This window comes from Salipiger pentaromativorans (genome assembly GCF_024721115.1).
GTDB lineage: Bacteria > Pseudomonadota > Alphaproteobacteria > Rhodobacterales > Rhodobacteraceae > Salipiger > Salipiger pentaromativorans.
In genome coordinates, this window is record NZ_JAMDHK010000016.1 from 149,520 (window position 1) to 167,372 (window position 17,853).

The 17,853-nt window shown below is 67.9% G+C and carries 18 protein-coding genes; 9 read left to right on the forward strand and 9 right to left on the reverse strand.

Going from position 1 to position 17,853, the window contains the following annotated elements; translation table 11 throughout:
- The first annotated feature begins 12 nt into the window (after positions 1 to 12).
- From M4578_RS20565 to M4578_RS20580, 4 genes are all read left to right on the forward strand, one after another.
- Positions 13 to 417, forward strand: a complete 405-nt coding sequence (locus M4578_RS20565; protein ID WP_258095100.1) for a DUF1499 domain-containing protein — start codon at positions 13 to 15, stop codon at positions 415 to 417.
- A 91-nt stretch (positions 418 to 508) separates the two neighbouring features.
- Positions 509 to 1,558, forward strand: a complete 1,050-nt coding sequence (gene prfA / locus M4578_RS20570) for a peptide chain release factor 1 (protein ID WP_258095101.1) — start codon at positions 509 to 511, stop codon at positions 1,556 to 1,558.
- A gap of 25 nt (positions 1,559 to 1,583) precedes the next feature.
- Positions 1,584 to 2,459, forward strand: a complete 876-nt coding sequence (gene prmC, locus M4578_RS20575) for a peptide chain release factor N(5)-glutamine methyltransferase (RefSeq protein ID WP_258095102.1) — start codon at positions 1,584 to 1,586, stop codon at positions 2,457 to 2,459.
- Between the two features lie 221 nt (positions 2,460 to 2,680).
- Positions 2,681 to 3,289, forward strand: coding sequence for a DUF4167 domain-containing protein (locus M4578_RS20580; protein WP_258095103.1), 609 nt, complete (start codon positions 2,681 to 2,683; stop codon positions 3,287 to 3,289).
- 82 nt (positions 3,290 to 3,371) lie between these two features.
- Here the strand turns inward: M4578_RS20580 and rsmA are convergent, their stop codons facing one another.
- From rsmA to lptF, 6 genes are all read right to left on the reverse strand, one after another.
- Complete coding sequence (gene rsmA, locus M4578_RS20585) at positions 3,372 to 4,208, reverse strand: 16S rRNA (adenine(1518)-N(6)/adenine(1519)-N(6))-dimethyltransferase RsmA (RefSeq protein ID WP_258095104.1); 837 nt, start codon at positions 4,206 to 4,208, stop codon at positions 3,372 to 3,374.
- An 84-nt stretch (positions 4,209 to 4,292) separates the two neighbouring features.
- A complete protein-coding gene (pdxA, locus tag M4578_RS20590; protein ID WP_258095105.1) occupies positions 4,293 to 5,270 on the reverse strand; it encodes a 4-hydroxythreonine-4-phosphate dehydrogenase PdxA in 978 nt (325 codons plus the stop codon).
- Positions 5,267 to 6,499: a peptidylprolyl isomerase gene (locus M4578_RS20595; protein ID WP_258095106.1), complete on the reverse strand. Its 1,233-nt coding sequence runs from the start codon at positions 6,497 to 6,499 to the stop codon at positions 5,267 to 5,269. Before M4578_RS20595 ends, pdxA begins: the two co-directional genes overlap by 4 nt.
- Complete coding sequence (locus M4578_RS20600) at positions 6,490 to 8,673, reverse strand: LPS-assembly protein LptD (RefSeq protein ID WP_258095107.1); 2,184 nt, start codon at positions 8,671 to 8,673, stop codon at positions 6,490 to 6,492. Before M4578_RS20600 ends, M4578_RS20595 begins: the two co-directional genes overlap by 10 nt.
- Positions 8,673 to 9,767 (reverse strand): LPS export ABC transporter permease LptG, encoded by a 1,095-nt coding sequence (gene lptG / locus M4578_RS20605; protein WP_258095108.1) that lies wholly within the window; start codon positions 9,765 to 9,767, stop codon positions 8,673 to 8,675. Before lptG ends, M4578_RS20600 begins: the two co-directional genes overlap by 1 nt.
- The gene (gene lptF, locus M4578_RS20610; RefSeq protein ID WP_258095153.1) at positions 9,764 to 10,879 is read right to left on the reverse strand and encodes an LPS export ABC transporter permease LptF; all 1,116 of its coding nucleotides are present in this window, start codon (positions 10,877 to 10,879) and stop codon (positions 9,764 to 9,766) included. Before lptF ends, lptG begins: the two co-directional genes overlap by 4 nt.
- A gap of 148 nt (positions 10,880 to 11,027) precedes the next feature.
- Between lptF and M4578_RS20615 the strand changes: the two genes are divergently transcribed.
- From M4578_RS20615 to M4578_RS20625, 3 genes are read left to right on the forward strand one after another with little or no spacing between them, the layout of a single operon-like run.
- Positions 11,028 to 12,500, forward strand: a complete 1,473-nt coding sequence (locus tag M4578_RS20615) for a leucyl aminopeptidase (RefSeq protein WP_258095109.1) — start codon at positions 11,028 to 11,030, stop codon at positions 12,498 to 12,500.
- A gap of 2 nt (positions 12,501 to 12,502) precedes the next feature.
- The gene (locus M4578_RS20620; RefSeq protein WP_258095110.1) at positions 12,503 to 12,910 is read left to right on the forward strand and encodes a VOC family protein; all 408 of its coding nucleotides are present in this window, start codon (positions 12,503 to 12,505) and stop codon (positions 12,908 to 12,910) included.
- Positions 12,911 to 12,913: 3 nt separating this feature from the next.
- Positions 12,914 to 13,372: a DNA polymerase III subunit chi gene (locus M4578_RS20625; protein ID WP_258095111.1), complete on the forward strand. Its 459-nt coding sequence runs from the start codon at positions 12,914 to 12,916 to the stop codon at positions 13,370 to 13,372.
- Between the two features lie 66 nt (positions 13,373 to 13,438).
- On the opposite strand, the gene M4578_RS20630 is transcribed toward M4578_RS20625, so the two are convergent.
- The 3 genes from M4578_RS20630 to M4578_RS20640 form a co-directional block, all read right to left on the reverse strand.
- Entirely contained in the window at positions 13,439 to 14,020 is a 582-nt protein-coding gene (locus M4578_RS20630; protein ID WP_258095112.1) for a retropepsin-like aspartic protease family protein, read from the reverse strand.
- A gap of 64 nt (positions 14,021 to 14,084) precedes the next feature.
- The gene (locus tag M4578_RS20635; RefSeq protein WP_258095113.1) at positions 14,085 to 14,705 is read right to left on the reverse strand and encodes a MarC family protein; all 621 of its coding nucleotides are present in this window, start codon (positions 14,703 to 14,705) and stop codon (positions 14,085 to 14,087) included.
- 51 nt (positions 14,706 to 14,756) lie between these two features.
- A complete protein-coding gene (locus M4578_RS20640) occupies positions 14,757 to 15,395 on the reverse strand; it encodes a TetR/AcrR family transcriptional regulator (protein WP_258095114.1) in 639 nt (212 codons plus the stop codon).
- Positions 15,396 to 15,698: 303 nt separating this feature from the next.
- On the opposite strand from M4578_RS20640, the gene M4578_RS20645 reads away from it, so the two are divergent.
- Positions 15,699 to 16,559, forward strand: coding sequence for an ABC transporter ATP-binding protein (locus tag M4578_RS20645; RefSeq protein ID WP_258095115.1), 861 nt, complete (start codon positions 15,699 to 15,701; stop codon positions 16,557 to 16,559).
- Between the two features lie 13 nt (positions 16,560 to 16,572).
- On the forward strand, positions 16,573 to 17,850 hold the full coding sequence (locus M4578_RS20650) for an ABC transporter substrate-binding protein (RefSeq protein WP_258095116.1): 1,278 nt from the start codon (positions 16,573 to 16,575) through the stop codon (positions 17,848 to 17,850).
- Positions 17,851 to 17,853 lie beyond the last annotated feature (3 nt).

The window sequence follows — 17,853 nt, forward strand, 5'->3', positions numbered from 1 at the left end:
GAGCCTTTGCGAATGCTGTTCTGGATCGTTGTGCTTGTCGTCGTGGGCGGGCTTGCCTGGATTCGCCTCGCGCCGTCGGATCCCGCCGTGTGGCATGTGGATCCGAAGGTGACAGCCGACCAGGACCTCGCGAGCGGGGTGCGCCGGCGGATCGCTGGCGGCGCACCGGTCTTTGCGGCGCTGCACCGGATCATCCTCGAGACGCCGCGCACCGAGGTGCTGGCGGGCGCGCCGGATGACGGGCGGGTGACCTATGTCACGCGCTCGCAATGGATGGGCTTTCCCGATTACACCACCGTGCAGCTGGGCGAGGGCCATCTGGAGCTTTATGCCCGACAGCGTTTCGGTCAGTCCGATCTGGGGGTGAACCGGGCGCGGGTCGAGGGCTGGCTGGCGCAGCTCGGCGACGGGCGCTGAGCGCAAATTCCTTCGAAGGAATATGCAAATCTCTTCGAAGAGATTTGGCCGCCCTTGACGCCTGTGCGGTTTCGGGAAAGACAGTTGCGCCATGATCCCAGCAGACCGTCTTCAGCAAATCCGAGAGCGTTTCGAATATCTCGAGGCCCGTATGGCCGAGGGGGCCGGCGATCTGGCCGCGCTCGGCCGTGAATATGCCGAGCTGAAGCCGGTGGTGGACCAGATCGCCGAATGGGACCGGCTTCAGGCCGATCTGGCCGAGGCCGAGGCCATGCTGTCCGATCCGGAAATGAAGGCGCTGGCCGATGAGGAACTGCCGGCGCTGCGGGCGCGGCTGCCCGAGGCGGAAAAGGCGTTGCAGCTTTCGCTGCTGCCCAGGGATGCCGCCGATGCGCGCCCGGCGATTCTGGAGATCCGCCCGGGCACCGGCGGCGAAGAGGCGGCGCTGTTCGCGGGCGATCTGGCGCGCATGTATCAGCGTTATGCCGAGGCGCGCGGCTGGCGCTGGGAGGTGATTGAGGAACAGGCGACCGAGCTCGGCGGGCTCAAGGAACTCGTGGTGCGCATCGAGGGCGAGAACGTCTTTGCGCGACTCAAGTTCGAATCCGGCGTGCATCGGGTGCAGCGCGTGCCGGAAACCGAGTCGGGCGGGCGGATCCACACCTCCGCCGCGACCGTCGCCGTGCTGCCAGAGGCCGAGGCGGTGGACATCGACATCGCCCCGGGCGACATCCGCATCGACACGATGCGCAGTTCCGGCGCCGGCGGCCAGCATGTGAACACCACCGATTCTGCCGTGCGCATCACCCATCTTCCCACCGGGATCGTGGTCACCAGCTCCGAGAAATCCCAGCACCGCAATCGCGAGATCGCGATGAACGTGCTGCGGGCCCGTCTCTACGATATGGAGCGCCAGAAAGCCGCCGATGCCCGCGCCTCGGATCGCCGCAGCCAGGTGGGGACGGGCGACCGCTCGGAACGGATCCGCACCTATAATTTCCCGCAGGGCCGGATGACCGATCACCGGATCGGGCTGACGCTCTACCGGCTGGACCAGATCATGGGCGGCGATCTCGACGAGATCGTCGATGCGCTGACCGCCGACGCCCAGGCGGCGCAGCTTGCGGAGATGGGCGCGTGACGCGGGCCGCCGGGGAGGGGCAAGAATGTTCGTCCGAAAATTCTTGCCTGCGCGCGTGACAGGCGCGGTGCTTCTGGCCGGCGCGACCCGGCAACTGGCGCAGGCGGGGATCCCCGATCCGGGCCGCGATGCGCGCCGGCTGCTGGCCCATGTGCTCGGGGTCGCTCCGGGTCGGCTCTCGCTGTGCCTGCAAGACCCGGTGACGCCCGAGGACGAGGCCGCCTTTTCCGACCTGATCGCGCGCCGCGCCTTGCATGCGCCGGTGTCGCATCTGACCGGGCGGCGGGCGTTTTACGGCCGCGATTTCCAGGTGACCCCGGATGTGCTGGATCCGCGCCCGGAAACCGAGACGCTTGTCGCTCAGGCGCTCTCCGCCCCGTTCGACCGGGTGCTCGACCTGGGCACCGGCTCGGGCTGTCTGCTTTTCACCCTGCTGGCCGAGCGCGGATCGGCGACCGGAATCGGCACCGATCTCTCCGAGGCGGCGCTGCGCGTCGCCGGGCGGAACGGCGATGCGCTGGGGCTCATGGCCCGCGCGGCGCTGCGGCGGGGCGACTGGTTCGGCGCGCTTGGCAGCCTCTCCGGGCGCTTCGACCTGATCGTGTCGAACCCGCCCTATATCGCCGCCACCGAGATGCCGGGGCTCGCGCCGGATGTGCGCGACCACGAGCCGCGCATGGCCCTGACCGACGAGGGCGACGGGCTGTCCGCCTATCGCGCCATCGCCGCGGGCGCGGCGCGGCATCTTGTCCCGGGTGGCCGGCTGCTGGTCGAGATCGGCCCCACCCAGGGGGCCGCGGTGGCGGCGCTTTTTGCGCAGGCCGGGCTGGACGAGATCGCGGTGATCCCCGATCTCGACGGGCGCGACCGGGTGGTGGCCGCCCGGCTGCAAGCGGTTTGAGCCGGGACGAGCGCAGATTTCCGCCGGATTTCCGAATGTTTTCCCGATTTTTGCTTGTTTCCGGGGGCCGGACGTGATTATCAGAGGGGGTTGGAGCGGTGGATGCCTCGCGGCGGTCCCGCCCGACGTCAACCCAACATTGGTGTGACCTCGCAATTGATCGCGCTCAGGCGCCGCAGGGTCACAGGGACAGTCAGACACAAGGCTGATAGCAGAACAACATGCGATCCTCGAAATCCCGTTCGCGGTCGAAGAACAACCGCAACCGCAACTCTCTGGGCAATGTCGTCAACCGTGTGTTCGACAGCAGCGGTCCCGAGGGCAAGGTGCGCGGCACGCCGCAGCAGATCATTGACAAATACAACCAGCTCGCCCGCGACGCAGGGCTCGCCAATGACCGGGTCGCGGCGGAGAACTTCCAGCAGCATGCCGAGCATTACATGCGGCTGCTCTCCGAAGCGCAGCGCGAGGCCGAGGTCCGGCGCGAGCAGCAGGAGCGCGAGAACCGCGAGCGCCAGGCGCAGCGCGACAAGGAGCGGGCCGAGCGCGACGTGCAGAAATCCGCCGCGCGCGAGGAGCCCGAGGAGGCCGAGGCGCCCCGGGCCGATCCGCTGGGCGGCGGCGACCAGCCCGATGTGATCGACATGGGCGGCGAGGAGGCCGGGCTGGTGGAGACGCCGGAAAACCGCGAAACGCCGCCGCCGGCCGAGGAAAAGCCCAAGAAGCCGCGCCGCACGCGCAAGAAGGCCGAACCCAAACCGGACCCCAAACCCGAGCCCGAGCCCAGCGCCGAAAACGGCGAGACCCCGGCGCCGGACGCGGCAGAATAAGCCGGATCCCGAAACGGACGGCACTTATCGCAACGCCACGCCCCCTCCGGGCGTGGCGTTTTCCGTTCCGCGCAGGGGACTGTCAGGCGAGGGCGCGGGCCAGCGCGCAGAATTGCTCCAGCGACACCTGTTCGGCGCGCTGGGTCGGCGCGATTCCCGCGGCTTCGAGCCGCGCCTCGATGTCGGGGGCCAGCCCCTTCAGGGCCGCGCGCAGCATCTTGCGGCGCTGGTTGAAGGCGGCGGCCACCACCCGTTCCAGCACCGCCTGATCGGCGGGAAAGCGCGGCGCGGGCAGGGCGCGCAGATGCACCACCGCCGAGGATACCTTGGGCGGCGGGGTAAAGGCCGAGGGCGGCAGGGACAGCACGATGCGCGCCTCCGCCCGCCATTGCGCCAGAACCGCAAGCCGCCCATAGGCCTTGGAGCCGGGCTGGGCCACGATGCGCTCGGCCACCTCGCGCTGGAACATCAGCGTGAGCGTGGTCCAGAACGGCGGCCATTCCGCCGGCGTCAGCCAGCGCACCAGCAGCTCGGTGCCCACGTTGTAGGGCAGATTGGCGCAGATCGCGATGGGCGGGGTGAGATGCGCCAGCGGGTCCACCTCCAGCGCATCGCCCGAGATCACCTCGAGCCGCCCGGGATAGGCCTCGGCGATCTCGGCCAGCGCCGGCAGGCAGCGGCGGTCCTTCTCGATGGCCAGCACCTTGCGCGCGCCCTCGGCCAGCAGCCCACGGGTCAGCCCGCCGGGGCCGGGACCGATTTCCAGCACATCCATCCCGGACAGATCGCCCGCCTGGCGCGCGATCTTGGCGGTCAGGTTCAGGTCGAGCAGAAAGTTCTGGCCCAGCGATTTCTTCGCCGAAAGCTCATGGGTGGCAATCACCTCGCGCAGCGGCGGCAGCCCGTCGATCCCGCTCATGGTTTCATCTTTCCGAAAATACGCACTGTCAGCCGCCGGGCCTGCACGGGGCCTGGCAGGGGCCGCGGCCTCGCCGCCCGCCGGTCACGCGGCTCCTCCGGCCATGCGCCAGGCGAGTTTCAGCGCCTCCACCGTCGAGCTCGGGCTGGCGATGCCTTGCCCGGCGATCCCGAAAGCGGTGCCATGATCGGGGGAGGTGCGGATGAAGGGCAGCCCCAGCGTGACGTTCACGCCCTTGTCGAAGGCCAGCGTCTTGATCGGGATCAGCGCCTGATCATGATACATGCAGACCGCCGCGTCGTAGCCCGCCCGTGCCTCGGCATGGAACATCGTGTCGGCGGGCAGCGGGCCGGCGAGGTCCATGCCCTCGGCACGCAGCCGCTCGAGCAGCGGCGCGATCAGCTCGATCTCCTCGCGGCCCATGCGCCCGCCTTCGCCGGCATGGGGGTTGAGCCCCGCCACCGCGATGCGCGGCGCGGCGATGCCGAACTGCGCGATCAGCGCGTCGCGGGTGATGCGCAGGCGCTTTTCCAGAAGCTCTGCGGTGAGCGCGCGGGGCACGTCCGCCAGTGCGATATGGATGGTGGCGGGCACCACGCGCAGTTCGTCACAGGCGAGCATCATCACCACCTCGTCGGCGCCGGCCAGCGCCGCGAGATATTCGGTGTGACCGGGATAGGCAAAGCCCGCCCCCTCGGCCAGCGCCTGTTTCGAGATCGGCAGCGTGCAGAGCGCCGAGCAGGCGCCGTCCTGCACCAGCGCCACGCCGCGCGCGATGGAGTCGATCACCCCGGCGGCCTGTGCCGGCTGCGGCGTGCCGGGCACGCGCGGCCCGGGCATCGGCAGCGGCAGAACCGGCAGCCCCTCCTCGGCCGCTTGCGCCGCCTCCTCGGGGCGGCTCAGCAGCACATGCGGCACCCGTCCGGGCAGATGCCCGGGCGCGCCGATCCAGACGAAGGGCAGGGCCGCGCCCAAGATCTCCCAGGCGGATTCGGCCAGTTCCGGGCCGATCCCCGAGGGCTCCCCGCAGCTCAGCGCGACGGGTGCGGGGGACGGGCTCATTTCTCGATGATGCGGGCGTTGGCGCGCAGCTCGGCGAGATAGCCATCGGCCAGCGCGCCCAGCCGCTGGTTGCGCAGCCCCATCTCGACCTGTCCGCGATCGGCATCCTCGGCCACCGTCGCGGTCCGGCCGCAGAGCATCAGGAAAACCAGCGTCTGCCCGTTCGACCGCGTCAGCGCGGTCGAGACCTCGCCGTCGTCGAGCTTGGAAAGCTCATAGGCGATGTCGGTGGGGATCTCCGCCGGCGGCAGGGCGCCGCGCTCGAGCACCTCTTCGGGCTGGCCCTTGGCAATGCCGTAAAGATCGTCGCAGCGGTCGATCCGCTCGGCCAGCACCCGGGCCTTGGCCAGCGTCTCGGGCGTGCGGCCGCCGGGCATGTAATAGGCGGCATATTCCACCGAGGCGATCTCGGGCGCGGAATAACCGGTCTCCTCGATGTCGCGAAGCTGGAACAGCGCGATGGCGCCGGGGATCGGCAGCGGTTCGGTGACCTCACCCGGAGCCAGCCCCAGCATCAGCGGCTGAAGCTGCGGCGGCAGCTCGGCCAGATCGCGCCAGGGCAGGCGCCCGCCGCTGCCGCGGGTCGCGGTGGCCGAATAGCGCCGCGCCTCGGCCGAGAACGCCGACTCGGAGGTGAGCTGCGCGATGCGCTCGGCCCGCGCGCGCACCTCTTCGGCATTCTGCGGCGTCATCGGCATGATCAGCTCCGACATCAGCACCCGCACATTCGAGCCGCTGCCATTGCCGGCCAGCGCGCGGTCGATCTCGTCCGAAGAGATCTGCGCCCGTTGCGCGAAGCGGCTTTGCACCAGCATCCGCCAGGCAAAGCCCGCCTGGACGAAATCGCGGAAGGTCTGTTCGGCGACGCCGCCCCGTTCCAGCGCCTGCACGAATTCGTCGCGGGTCATGTCGGCGCGGCCGGCGAATTCGTCCATGCCGTCCATCACGTCCTGCGCCGAGGGCTCGATGCCCGCGTCGCGCGCGGCCTGCATGCGCAGACGGTCGTCGATGAGCTGTTCGCGGGCCAGTTCGGTGGAATTGCCGGGCGCGTTCAGCAGCGTCAGCATCCGCGCGCGCTGCTCGATCTCGTAGCCGGTGATCACCATCTCATCGACCACGATGGCGGGCGCGAAAAGATTCTGCGCCGGCGCCATGGCCGGGGTCAGCACCAGCGCAAGCCCGGCGGCGAGGGTGAGCGAACGGAAAAGGCGGGCAGGGGTCAGTTGCATGTGCGTCGATACTCCTTGGCGCTGCCGGTGGTGCCGAACCCGGTCAGCGCGACCGTCAGGCCGAAATCTGTAGACGGTTCGAGGTTAGTCGAGGAGGCAAACTTGCGCATCACCGAAAAATCCACCTGAACGCATTCATTGCGGTATTGCAGCCCCACGCCGGTGCGGTCAAGCCGCTGGTCGGCGAGGTCATAGCGCCACTCCGCCGATCCGGTCCAGTGGCGGGTGATCCGGTAGGTGCCGTCAAAGCCCCATTCCGCCTGGCTTTCGTCGCGGTCCTCGGCCGGGTCCTGCACCAGCATCACATAGGTGGCGCCCAGATCCATCCGGGCGTTGGACCAGCCGGCGCGGGCCTCGGCCTTGTTGAACTGCGCGGTGTCGTCCAGCAGGCCGCGCGCCGAGATGCTGAGCCCCAGCGGATTGGTGAAGCCGCCCGCGATCAGCCAGTCCGAGGCCTCGCTGTCGAGCCCCGAGGAGCGGCTGAAATCGCTGTCGGGCTCGTCGCGCCAGACCCGGCCCAGCGTGAGCCCCGCCGTCCAGCCCGACGGCGCCTCGTGCAGCCAGCGCAGCCCGGCAGCCATCAGCCGTCCGCGCTCGTGGCGGTCGGCGGCGGGAAAGCGCGACAGCGACAGCAGGTTGGCCTCGTCGAACTCGACCCGCGTGCTTTCGTCATTGGGGATGTTCGGGCGCTCGCCGCCGACCCAGCCGTATTGCAGCACCGGTTCGAGCAGGGTGCGCTCGCCATAGGCGCCGCGCCGGATCAGCGGCCAGCGCAGTTCCAGCGCCGCGCCGGGGGTGAGCTGCGAGGCCTCGCTGTCCGAGGCGGCGTCGTCGCGCACCGCGTAGCGGTCGGCCCAGAGATGCCCCGACACGCCCGCGCGGATGCCGCCCGCCAGCGTCCACCGCCGCTGCCAGCTCGCCTCGGCCGAAAGCCGCGCCATGTCGCGCCCATCGACGACGCTGTCGTCGTCGGCGCTGTCGATGTCCAGATCCGAGCGCCGGTAATGCGCGTGCAGCATGGCGCCCAGCCGCAGCTCGCCGCCCGTGCGGGTCGGGAAAAAGCGCCGCTCGTACATGGTGTTGATCATGGCCGAGGGCTGGGTGTCGTTCTCTTCCGAGGCGCGCAGAGTCTCGTAATAGAGCAGATCGGCCTGCAGGTAGTCGTCCTTGCGGGCACGGCTCAGCGTCAGCCCGCTCTTGAGCCGTTCGCTGGGGCCGTAATCGTATTCGTTGAAATAGGCGTCGTCGGAGACCGTTGCCACGTCGAAATCGAGCTGGAACCCGTCGCGCAGCCCGAACTGCCCCTCGGCGAAGAGATAGCCGCGCGTGTGGTCGGGCATCAGCGTGTCCTTGCTCACCGCACCGTTCAGCTCGATCGTGCCATTGGCAAAGGCGCGGCGATAGCGCGCCTCGAGCGTGCGGGTCTCGGAAGAGAGATAAGGCGTGAGGGTGATGTCCTGATGGTCGCCCAGCGGGATGAAATAGGGGATGCGCAGCCCGCTGCCCAACAGCGAGGTGCTGCGGATCGAGGGGGTCAGGAAGCCGCGCGCGCGTTTCAGCGTCGGGTCGGGCAGGCGCATATGCGGCACCCAGAGGATCGGCACATCGAGCACGCGGAACTGCGCGCCCTCGAAATAGAGCTGGCGCTGCTCCTCGTCATGGATCACCCGCTGCGCGCGGATCTGCCAGAGCGGCGTGGCGTTGCGCCCGCAGACCTGGCACGAGGTGACCGCGACGCGCGAAAGCTGGGTGTAGCGCCCGTCGACCCGCTGCGCCTCGACGGCGGCGAGCTGAAGCTGGTCGTCCATCACCATGCGCGCGCCCTTGAGCAGCCCGTTGCGCAGCCCTTCCTCCATCTCGGCGGCGTCGGCCAGCAGCAGGTTGCCGGCCTCGTCGGTGATGCGGATCGGGCCCTCGATGGTGAGCAGCCCGCTGTCCTGATCGAAGAGGATGCGCGCCGCCGTCAGCCGCAGCCCATCGTGCAGCGCCTCGACATTGCCGCTGGCGACAAGCTGCGAGCCGTCCTGGATGAACACCTCGTCGGCAATCAGCAGCGCGGCTTCCGTGCTGGTGTCCTCGGCATTGGCGGACAGGGTCGTGGTCTGTGCAGCCAGCGGCACGGGCGCGCTCAGCGCCAGCAGCGCGGCGAGGCAAAGATGGCGGGCAAGGCGCATCAGCCGTCCTCCATCTGAAGCACCAGCCCCAGTGCCAGAAGCAGCGAGGCGACAGGGGGAATCCAGGCGGCGAGGAGCGGCGGAAGCTGGCCGTTCTCGCCCATGATCTGCGCGAAGTTGCGCACGTAATACAGGCCGAAGCCCAGCAGCACCGCCGCCAGCACATAAAGCCCGGTCCGGCCCAGCCGCGCGGGTCGCATGGTGAAGCCCGCCGCGACCAGCACCATGGCGATCAGGAAGATCGGCCGCGCCAGCTCCATCTGGAACCAGACGATGTGGCGGCGCGCGGAAAAGCCTGCCTGTTCCAGCCCGTCGATGAAAGCGGGCAGATCCCAGATGGCAATGGCCGAGGGTTTGCCGAACCGGTCGCGGATGCCGTCCTGGGTGAGATCCGACTCGATGCGCAGCACGTCGTGACGCTCGGCCGAGGTTTCGGGGTTGAGCCCTGCGGCCAGCGGCCAGGCCTTGGCGTCGTGCAGCACCCAGGCACCGTCCTCGAGCTGGGCCTCGGCGGCCTCGATCCGGCGCACCGGCCCGCCATCGGGCGCGTAGGCCAGAAAGCTCACCTGATACAGTACGGTGGCATCGGGGTTGGCGCGTTCGGCACGGATCACCGTCTGGCCGCGTGGCCCGCCCTGGCGCAGCCAGAGCCCTTCCTTGCCGATGGAGATCACCGAGGCGCCGTTGCTCTCGTAGCTTTCGGTCAGGTCCGAGGCGCGCTTCGAGGTGGCCGCGACGATGGGATTGAGCATCGCCACGGTCACGCCGCTGATCGCCAGCGCCACCAGCACCGGCCCCAGCAGCGCGGTGAGCCCCGAGCGCCCGGCCGCGCGCACCACCACCAGTTCGGAGCTGCGCGCCAGCATCAGGAACAGCGATGCGGTGGCGAGGATCATCACCAGCGGCAGGATCTCGTACATGCCTTCGGGCAGTTTCAGCAGCGTCACCTGCACCACCTGGCCGAAGCTCACGTCGCTGTCGAATTTGCGCAGTTGCTCGACCAGATCGACAAGCCCCAGAAACAGCGCGAAGACCGCGAGGATCGACATGAACATCCAGAAGAAGCGCCGGGCGAAATAGAGATGCAGGATCATGCGGGCAGCGCCTCCGCCTCGGCCACGGGCTTGCCGGGCCGGAAGGGGCGTGAGGCGCGCCAGAGCAGCGCGCCGGCAATGCCGACGCCGGTCACGCTGGGCAGGTAGATGAGCGGCCAGAGCGCCGCATTGGCGCGCACCGGATCGCTTACCGCGCTTTCCACCAGCTTGAGCAGCACCAGCAGGAAGATCGCCCCGACGATCTGCTTGGTCACCCCGAAGCGCGAATAGGTGCCGGTCATCAGCGCCGCATAGCCGATCAGCGCCGCCACGATGCAAAGCAGCGGCAGTTCGAAGCGGGCATGCGCCTCTTCGAGAATCTCGCCGACGCTGTCATTGACCTCTTCGGCCACCGCGTCGGTGTTGGTCAGCAGCTCCCAGGTCGACACCTGGCGGGCACGGCGTCCGGGGCGGTTTCCGGCGGTGACCAGCCCGGTGATGTCATAGGTGAGATCGGTGAAGTTGGTTGTCGAGAGCGTCTGTTCCTCGAGCAGCAGGGTCTGCGCCAGCCCCGATTGCATGGCGAGCTTCGGCCCCTCGTCGTCGCGCAGGATATAGGCGGTTTCGGCGGTGTAGGTGATCGCGCGCTTCTCGTCGCGGCGGTCGGCGAGATAGACGTCCTTGAGCTCGCCATCGGCGGTGATGTCACGGATGTAGAAGGTCACGCCGCGGGTCGGGTGCAGGAAGGTGCCCTCGTGCAGCAGCCGGGCCGAGACCGAGCCCGAGATCTGCGTCTCGCGCAGCCGGAGCTGCGCGATCGAGGCGGGCACCAGCACATGGCTGAGAATCGCCATCAGCACGGCGATGAGCAGACCAAAGACCAGCACCGGACGGGCCAGGCGCCAGGGCGACAGCCCGGTGGCCTGAAGCACGGTCAGCTCGGATTCGTTCGACATGCGGTTGGTGACATAGACGGCCGCGCCAAAGGCCGCCATCGGCAGCACGATGGCGATGACGCCCGGAAGGCTCAGCAGTGTGAATTCGAGAAAGATGCCCGCGGAATGGCCGTCTGCGATCAGCCTGTCGAACAGGCTTACCGACCGGTTGACCCAATAGACCATCACCAGCACAAGGGCGAAAAACCCGAACACCACCATGAGTTGCGACAGCATGTATCTGTCGAATCTCTGCACGCCTGCGTTCCCCCCAGAACTTATGTCGCATCAGACCCTAGACGATCGGTGTGTGGGGGAAAAGGTGCCTCTGGTCAATGCCGTCCGGCGGCTCTACCACTTGGGACAAGGAACACAGGAGAGCACGATGACCGATCTGCGCGAGATCACCTTTGCCGAAACCGATCTGGACGCCCTGGCGGCGGCCGAGGGGCGGGTGGCCGTCTTTGTCAATGCGGCGGGGCAACTGGGGCGCGGGGCGCGGCGGCTGAACCGGCTGACCCGGGGCGCGGTGGCCCGCGCGGTGGCCGGCGAAAGCTGGGAGAAGAAGGCGGCGGGCGAGATGATCAGCCTGGCCTTTCCCGCCGGCATGGCCGCAGAGGCGGTGGATGTGATCAAGCTCGAGCGCCGTTCGGAGGTGTCCGAGGCGCGCGCGGCGGGGGCGGCCATCGCCCGCGCCGCCGGCGGCAGCGCGGTGACGGTGCTGGGCGAGTCGCTGATCCGGCTGCCGCAGGTGGTGCTGGGGCTGGCGCTGCGCGGCTACGGCTTCACCGATCACAAGAGCGACAAGGGCAAGACCCCGGGGCGGGCGCATGTCTTCTGTGCCAAGCCGGAAGAGATGCAGGCGGCCTGCGTGCCGCTGCTCGGGCTGGCCGAGGGGGTGTTCTTTACCCGCGACCTGGTCAACGAGCCCGCCAATGTGCTGACCACCACGGAATTCGCCACCCGTCTCGAAGGGCTGCGCGATCTGGGGGTCGAGGTCGAGGTTCTGGAAGAGGACAGGCTGGCCGAGTTGGGCATGGGCGCGCTGCTGTGCGTGGGGCAGGGCTCGGCCTCGCCGTCGAAGGTGGTGGTGATGCGCTGGAAGGGCGCCGAGGGCGCGCCGCTGGCGCTGGTCGGCAAGGGCGTGGTTTTCGACACCGGCGGGATCTCGCTCAAGCCCGGTGCGGGCATGGAAGACATGACCATGGACATGGGCGGCGCGGGCGTCGTCTCGGGGGTGATGAAAGCGCTGGCGCTGCGCAAGGCGCCGGCGCATGTGGTGGGGCTTGTGGGGCTGGTCGAGAACATGCCCTCGGGCACCGCGGTGCGCCCGGGCGATGTGGTGACCTCGATGAAGGGCGACACGATCGAGGTGATCAACACCGATGCCGAGGGGCGGCTCGTGCTGTGCGACGTGATGTGGTACGCGCAGGAGCATGTCAAACCCGCCGCGATGGTCGATCTCGCCACGCTGACCGGCGCCTGCATCGTGGCGCTGGGGTATGACAACGCCGCGGTGTTCTCCAACGACGACGGCTTTGCCGATGCCTTCCTTAAGGCCGCCGGTGCCGAGGGCGAAGGTGCCTGGCGGATGCCCATGGGCAAGGCCTATGACGACATGCTGAAATCGCCGGTGGCGGATATGAAGAACATCGGCGGCCGTCCGGCGGGCTCGATCACGGCGGCGCAGTTCCTTGGCCGTTTCGTCAAGCCCGATGTGCCGTGGATCCATCTCGATATCGCCGGTGTCGCCCATCTCAAGAGCGACAGCACGCTGGCGCCCAAGGGCGCGACGGGCTGGGGCGTGATGGCGCTCGATAGGCTGGTCCGCGACCGGTTCGAGGGCGGGGAGGGCTGAGCGTGATCGTTCCCGCGATGCGCTATGCGGATTGCGACGCGGCGCTGGCCTTTCTGACCGGCGCGCTCGGCTTTGCCGAACACGCGGTCTATCGCGATTCCTACGGGCGGATCATCCACGCCGAGCTGAAGCAGGGCGACGGGTTCCTGATGTTCGGCCCGGAACATCGCGACAGCCCGATGGGGCGGCACATGCTGCGGCCTCCGGCGGCGGGCGGCGTGACCGCCGCCATCTATGTCTGCGTGTCGAACGTGGCCGGTCATTTCGCCCGCGCCGTGGGGGCCGGGGCCGAGATCCTGCTGCCGCTCGAAGAGCTGCCCTATGGCGGACAGAGCTATACGGTGCGCGATCCTGAGGGGCAGATCTTTACCTTCGGCGAATATCATCCCGAAGGCGCGCATGGGGGCTGAGCCATGGGGGCGGCGTATTTCTACCATCTGACGCAGCGCCCGCTCGAGGCGACGCTGCCGGTGCTTCTGGAGAAGTCTCTGGCGGCGGGCTGGCGCGTGGCGGTGCGCGGCACCGACCGCGCGCGCATGGACTGGCTCGACCAGCGGCTGTGGCTGGGGCCCGAGGAGGGGTTCCTGCCGCACGGTCTGGCGGGCGGCAGGCATGACGCGCTGCAACCGGTGCTGCTGACGGTGGAAGCGGCGATTCCGAACGCGGCGGCCTGCCTGATGACGGTGGACGGCGCCGAGGTGAGCCCCGAGGAAGTGACCGAGCTGGAGCGGGTCTGCATCCTCTTCGACGGGCACGACCCGGCGGCGGTGCAGGCGGCGCGCGGCTTGTGGCGCCGGCTGACCGGTGCCGGATGCGCGGCGCAATACTGGTCCGAGGAAAGCGGGCGATGGGAGAAGAAGGCGGAAGCCTGAACGGACCTTCTCGCGCGAAAACCCCTATTATTTCAGCATGTTGACGCTATATCCTTGCATGCCGTCTCAACGTTCCAGAACCAGCTTTCCGCCCGAGATCTCCAGCCGGTGAAAGCGCTGAAGATAGCTCATGCCCAGCAGCGAGGTCTTCATCTCGCCGCCATTCACATAGGCGCGCACGCCGCGGTCGGTGAAGGGGCCAAGCGCCACCTCGTCGAGCCGCACCGGGGCGGTCTGCACGGTGCCATTGGCGGTGGTGGCCTCGCCGTGGAACATCAGAGCCTCGGGGTCGAGCCCGGCGCGTTCGGCATCCTTCTGCGTCAGCACCATGCCGGTGGCGCCGGTATCGACCACAAAGCGCGTCGGTACGCCGTTGATGTCGAGCGACACGTAATAATGCCCGTCGGGCGCGCGCGGCAGCTCAACCCGGCCCTGATCGGCAAACACCGCCTGAGCGGGCATCATGGTCTGGCGAATGTCGCCCCACAACCCCGCCGCCGCGACGGCGCCCAGAAAGATCAGCCCCCAGACGGCGAGATATTGCAGCTTCTTGCCCAGACGGTCGCGGTTCTGGACGAACATCCAGAAGATCAGGGCGGCGGCCAGAAGCCCCAGATAGGCAAGCGATCCGTAATCGAGGGTATTCAAGGGGCTGCTCCGCTGCGCTGTGCTTACGGGTAATGTAGGGACCCGGGCGGCACGGCGGTAGGGGTCAGAAGAGCGGACCGATATTCCGCAGCCCGTCGATGACGAATTGCACCGAGAGCGCCGCCAGAAGCATGCCCAGCAGCCGGGTGACCACCACGATCCCGGTATGCCCCAGCGCGCGCTCGATGGGGCCGGCGCTCAGAAACAGCAGCAGCACGAGACCGAGTACCGCCGCCAGCACCCCCAGAACCGCCGCCACCCCCAGCGCCGAGCTGGTCTGTCCCACCAGCAGGATCATCGTGGCGATGGCGCCGGGGCCGGCGATCAGCGGGATGGCGATGGGAAAGACCGACGGGTCGGGCAGGGCGGTTTCCTCTTCCGCCTTGTCCTCGCGCCGCTTCGAGCGCCGCTCGAACAGCATGTCGAGCGCGGTCAGAAACAGCAGGATGCCGCCGGCGATGCGGAAGGCGGGCATCGAGATGCCGATAAAGCCCAGAACCGCCTCGCCGAAGAAGGCGAAGAGCGTGAGGATCAGCGCCGCGATGATGCAGGCGCGCAGCGCCACGCCCCGGCGGTGCCGCGCATCCGCCCCCTGCGTCAGCGCGATAAAGATCGGCGTCAGCCCGATCGGGTCGATCACCACGAAAAGCGTGGCGAAAGCGGTGATGAGAAAGGCGGCCTCCATCCTGAATGGGCTAGGAGAGCGCGGCGCGTTTGTCCAGCGGGGAATGCGGGCTCAGGCAGAGGACGCGCGGGCGCCGGCCAGAAGCTGTTCGGCCATGGCCCGCGCGGTTGCCGCGAAGCTGGCGTCGCGGGTGTGCTGGGCCGCCACGATGGCGCCGTCGATCAGCACCGCGAAAGAGCGTGCGACCTCCTGCACATCGGGCAGGTTCATTTCGATGGCCTGTGCCTTGAGCCAGGTCATCAGATGCGACTTATGCGCCTCTGCGGCCTTGCGCACCGCATCGTTGCCGGTTTCGAACTCGGCCACCGCATTGATGAAGGGGCAGCCGTAGAAACCGGGGTCGGAGAACCACTCGCCCAGCACGTCGAACACGGCCAGCATCCGCTGATCGGGCGCGCCCTGGATCTCGGCCAGCCGCCCGAAGAACCACGACCGCCAGGTCGCGCCCTCGGCGTTCAGCGCGGCCTCGATCAGCTCCTGTTTCGAGGAGAAGTGTTTATAAAGCGTCGCCTTGGCCGTGCCCGCCTGCTCGATCACCGTGTCGATCCCCGTCGCCGCAAAGCCGTGGCGGCAGAACAATGTGGAGGCGGCGACGAGAATGCGGTCGCGTGCCGTGCGGGGCTCGGACTGTGCCATGCTCCAGCGGCCGTTCGGGGGCGTGGGGCAGGCGGGATCGAGTGTCTTGAGCATGAGTCGGTATCCGGGAACTGGCCTTTGGGAAACTATCGCAAGAGATGGTGGCACACGCAAGTAAAGGAGACAGATTCGTTCACCTTTGGCCGAGATGGTGCGGCTTTGCATCATTTCCGGGCATTCACCCGAAATACAGCCTTTTCGCGCTGAATATGCGCATTAATGGCGCAAATTTGCGTATAAAAAGCGGGCACAGAAAAAACTGAGGCATTTTTTAGGAGCCTGCGCTTGACGAGAATCGGGATTTATCTCCGAAATACAGACAGACCTGTTCGTCTGATTTTGGAGTGAAATGCTGACATGATCTCGCAAGCCGCCTATGCGACTGCCTCCGCCAAACCCGCCTCGGCCGGGATTCGCCAAGCCGTTTCGCGCGGCGCGCATCTTGCGGTGATGGGGCTTGGCCACGCCTATCGCAAAAGCGACGGGATGGTGCTTGACGACATCAATTTCGAGGTGCGCCCGGGCGAGGTGCTGGCGCTTCTGGGGCGCTCGGGCTGCGGCAAGTCCACGCTTCTGCACATGCTGGCGGGGCTGACCCTGCCAAGCCGGGGCGAGGTGGTGATCAACGGCAATACCGTCACCGAACCATCGCCGAAATGGGTCATGATGTTTCAGGCGCCGTCGCTTTACCCTTGGATGACGGTGGCGCAGAACGCGGCGCTTGGTCTGCGCTTTACCCGCCGCGGCCACGAGATCGCCAAGCGCGTGCCCGAGGTGCTGGAGCTGGTCGATCTGGCGAGCTTTGCCGACCGCAACGCACAGGAACTCTCCGGCGGCCAGCAGCAGCGCGTGGCGCTGGCGCGGTCGCTGGCCACCAACCCCGAAATGCTGCTGCTCGACGAGCCGTTCTCGGCGCTCGACGCTTTTACCCGCCGTTCCTTACAGCGCGATGTGCGCGCCATTGCGCGCAACCTCGGCCTGACGCTGGTGATCGTCACCCATGACGTCTCGGAGGCCGTGCGCATGGCCGACCGCGTGCTGGTGCTCGACGCCAATCCCGGGCGCATCGCCGAGGATACCGAGGTCGCGCTCGACGAGATGCAGCGCGAGGGCGGCTGCGACCGGTTCAACGCCGAGCATGTGCGCCTGATGGATCTTTATACCCGCGTCGCCCACGGCGATCCCGCGGATGCCAGCGACGACAACGAACAATACTGACAGCGAGGACCGGATGACCGATTGCAAGACCCACTCTCACCACGACCTGCACGCGGCCTGCTGCGGCCATGACGGCATCGACAAAGGCTTTGACCGGGGCCGCCGCATGACGCTCGACATGTTGGCGGGCGGCGGTCTGGCCGCCATGATGGGCGCGCTGACCGGCGGCTTGCCGATGCCCGCCATGGCGCAGGAGGACGATGTAGTGCGCATCGGCTATCTGCCGATCACCGACGCCACGCCGCTTCTGGTCGCCCATGCCAAGGGGTTCTATGCGGATGAGGGGCTCGAGGCCGAGCGCCCGACGCTGATCCGCGGCTGGTCGCCGCTGATCGAGGCGTTCGTCGCCGGCAAGTTCAACCTGGTGCATTTCCTCAAGCCGATCCCGGTCTGGATGCGCTACAACAACAACTTCCCGGTCAAGGTCATGGCCTGGGCGCATACCAACGGCTCGGCGCTGGTGGTGGGCCGGCACACGGACATCGCGGATTTCGCCGGTCTCGGCGGCAAACAGGTGGCGGTGCCGTTCTGGTATTCGATGCACAATATCGTGCTGCAATACGCGCTGCGCGCCAATGGCATCAAACCGGTGATCAAGGCGCAGGGCGAGCCGCTGGCCGCCGACGAATGCAACCTCCAGGTCCTGCCGCCGCCGGAAATGCCCCCCGCGCTCGCGGCAAAGAAGATCGACGCCTATATCGTGGCCGAACCCTTCAACGCGCTGGGTGAGCTGAAGGCCGGCGCGCGGATGCTGCGCTTTACCGGCGACATCTGGAAGAACCACCCCTGCTGCGTGGTCTGCATGAACGAGCAGGTGACCACGGCCAAGCCGGAATGGACCCAGAAGGTGATGAACGCCGTCGTGCGCGCCTCGGTCTATGCCAGCCAGAACAAGGAAGAGGTGGCCGAGCTGCTGTCGAAGGACGGCGAGGGCTATCTGCCGGCACCCGCGCCGGTGGTGAAGCGCGCGATGACGCTTTACGCCGATGACGCCACCTATCTGGAAACCGGCGCGATCAAGAACGAGGCCGAATACAAGAACGGCCGCATCGACTTCCAGCCCTGGCCCTATCCCTCGGCCACCAAGCTGATCGTGGAGGAGATGAACCAGACCGTGGTGTCGGGCGACGCCACCTTCCTCAGCGGGCTCGACCCCGAGTTCGTGGCGCAGGATCTGGTCAATTACGACTATGTGAAAGCCGCGCTTCAGAAATACCCCGAGTGGCAGAACGATCCTTCGGTGGCCACCGGCGGCGATCCCTTCACCCGCGAAGAGGTGCTGAAGCTGTGAGCT

Bases quoted from the DNA above. Each gene is read 5' to 3' on its own strand.
- M4578_RS20565 (WP_258095100.1), top strand. From the start codon at position 13: ATGCTGTTCTGGATCGTTGTGCTTGTCGTCGTGGGCGGGCTTGCCTGG.
- prfA (WP_258095101.1), top strand. From the start codon at position 509: ATGATCCCAGCAGACCGTCTTCAGCAAATCCGAGAGCGTTTCGAATAT.
- prmC (WP_258095102.1), top strand. From the start codon at position 1,584: ATGTTCGTCCGAAAATTCTTGCCTGCGCGCGTGACAGGCGCGGTGCTT.
- M4578_RS20580 (WP_258095103.1), top strand. From the start codon at position 2,681: ATGCGATCCTCGAAATCCCGTTCGCGGTCGAAGAACAACCGCAACCGC.
- rsmA (WP_258095104.1), bottom strand. From the start codon at position 4,208: ATGAGCGGGATCGACGGGCTGCCGCCGCTGCGCGAGGTGATTGCCACC.
- pdxA (WP_258095105.1), bottom strand. From the start codon at position 5,270: ATGAGCCCGTCCCCCGCACCCGTCGCGCTGAGCTGCGGGGAGCCCTCG.
- M4578_RS20595 (WP_258095106.1), bottom strand. From the start codon at position 6,499: ATGCAACTGACCCCTGCCCGCCTTTTCCGTTCGCTCACCCTCGCCGCC.
- M4578_RS20600 (WP_258095107.1), bottom strand. From the start codon at position 8,673: ATGCGCCTTGCCCGCCATCTTTGCCTCGCCGCGCTGCTGGCGCTGAGC.
- lptG (WP_258095108.1), bottom strand. From the start codon at position 9,767: ATGATCCTGCATCTCTATTTCGCCCGGCGCTTCTTCTGGATGTTCATG.
- lptF (WP_258095153.1), bottom strand. From the start codon at position 10,879: ATGCTGTCGCAACTCATGGTGGTGTTCGGGTTTTTCGCCCTTGTGCTG.
- M4578_RS20615 (WP_258095109.1), top strand. From the start codon at position 11,028: ATGACCGATCTGCGCGAGATCACCTTTGCCGAAACCGATCTGGACGCC.
- M4578_RS20625 (WP_258095111.1), top strand. From the start codon at position 12,914: ATGGGGGCGGCGTATTTCTACCATCTGACGCAGCGCCCGCTCGAGGCG.
- M4578_RS20635 (WP_258095113.1), bottom strand. From the start codon at position 14,705: ATGGAGGCCGCCTTTCTCATCACCGCTTTCGCCACGCTTTTCGTGGTG.
- M4578_RS20640 (WP_258095114.1), bottom strand. From the start codon at position 15,395: ATGCTCAAGACACTCGATCCCGCCTGCCCCACGCCCCCGAACGGCCGC.
- M4578_RS20645 (WP_258095115.1), top strand. From the start codon at position 15,699: ATGATCTCGCAAGCCGCCTATGCGACTGCCTCCGCCAAACCCGCCTCG.
- M4578_RS20650 (WP_258095116.1), top strand. From the start codon at position 16,573: ATGACCGATTGCAAGACCCACTCTCACCACGACCTGCACGCGGCCTGC.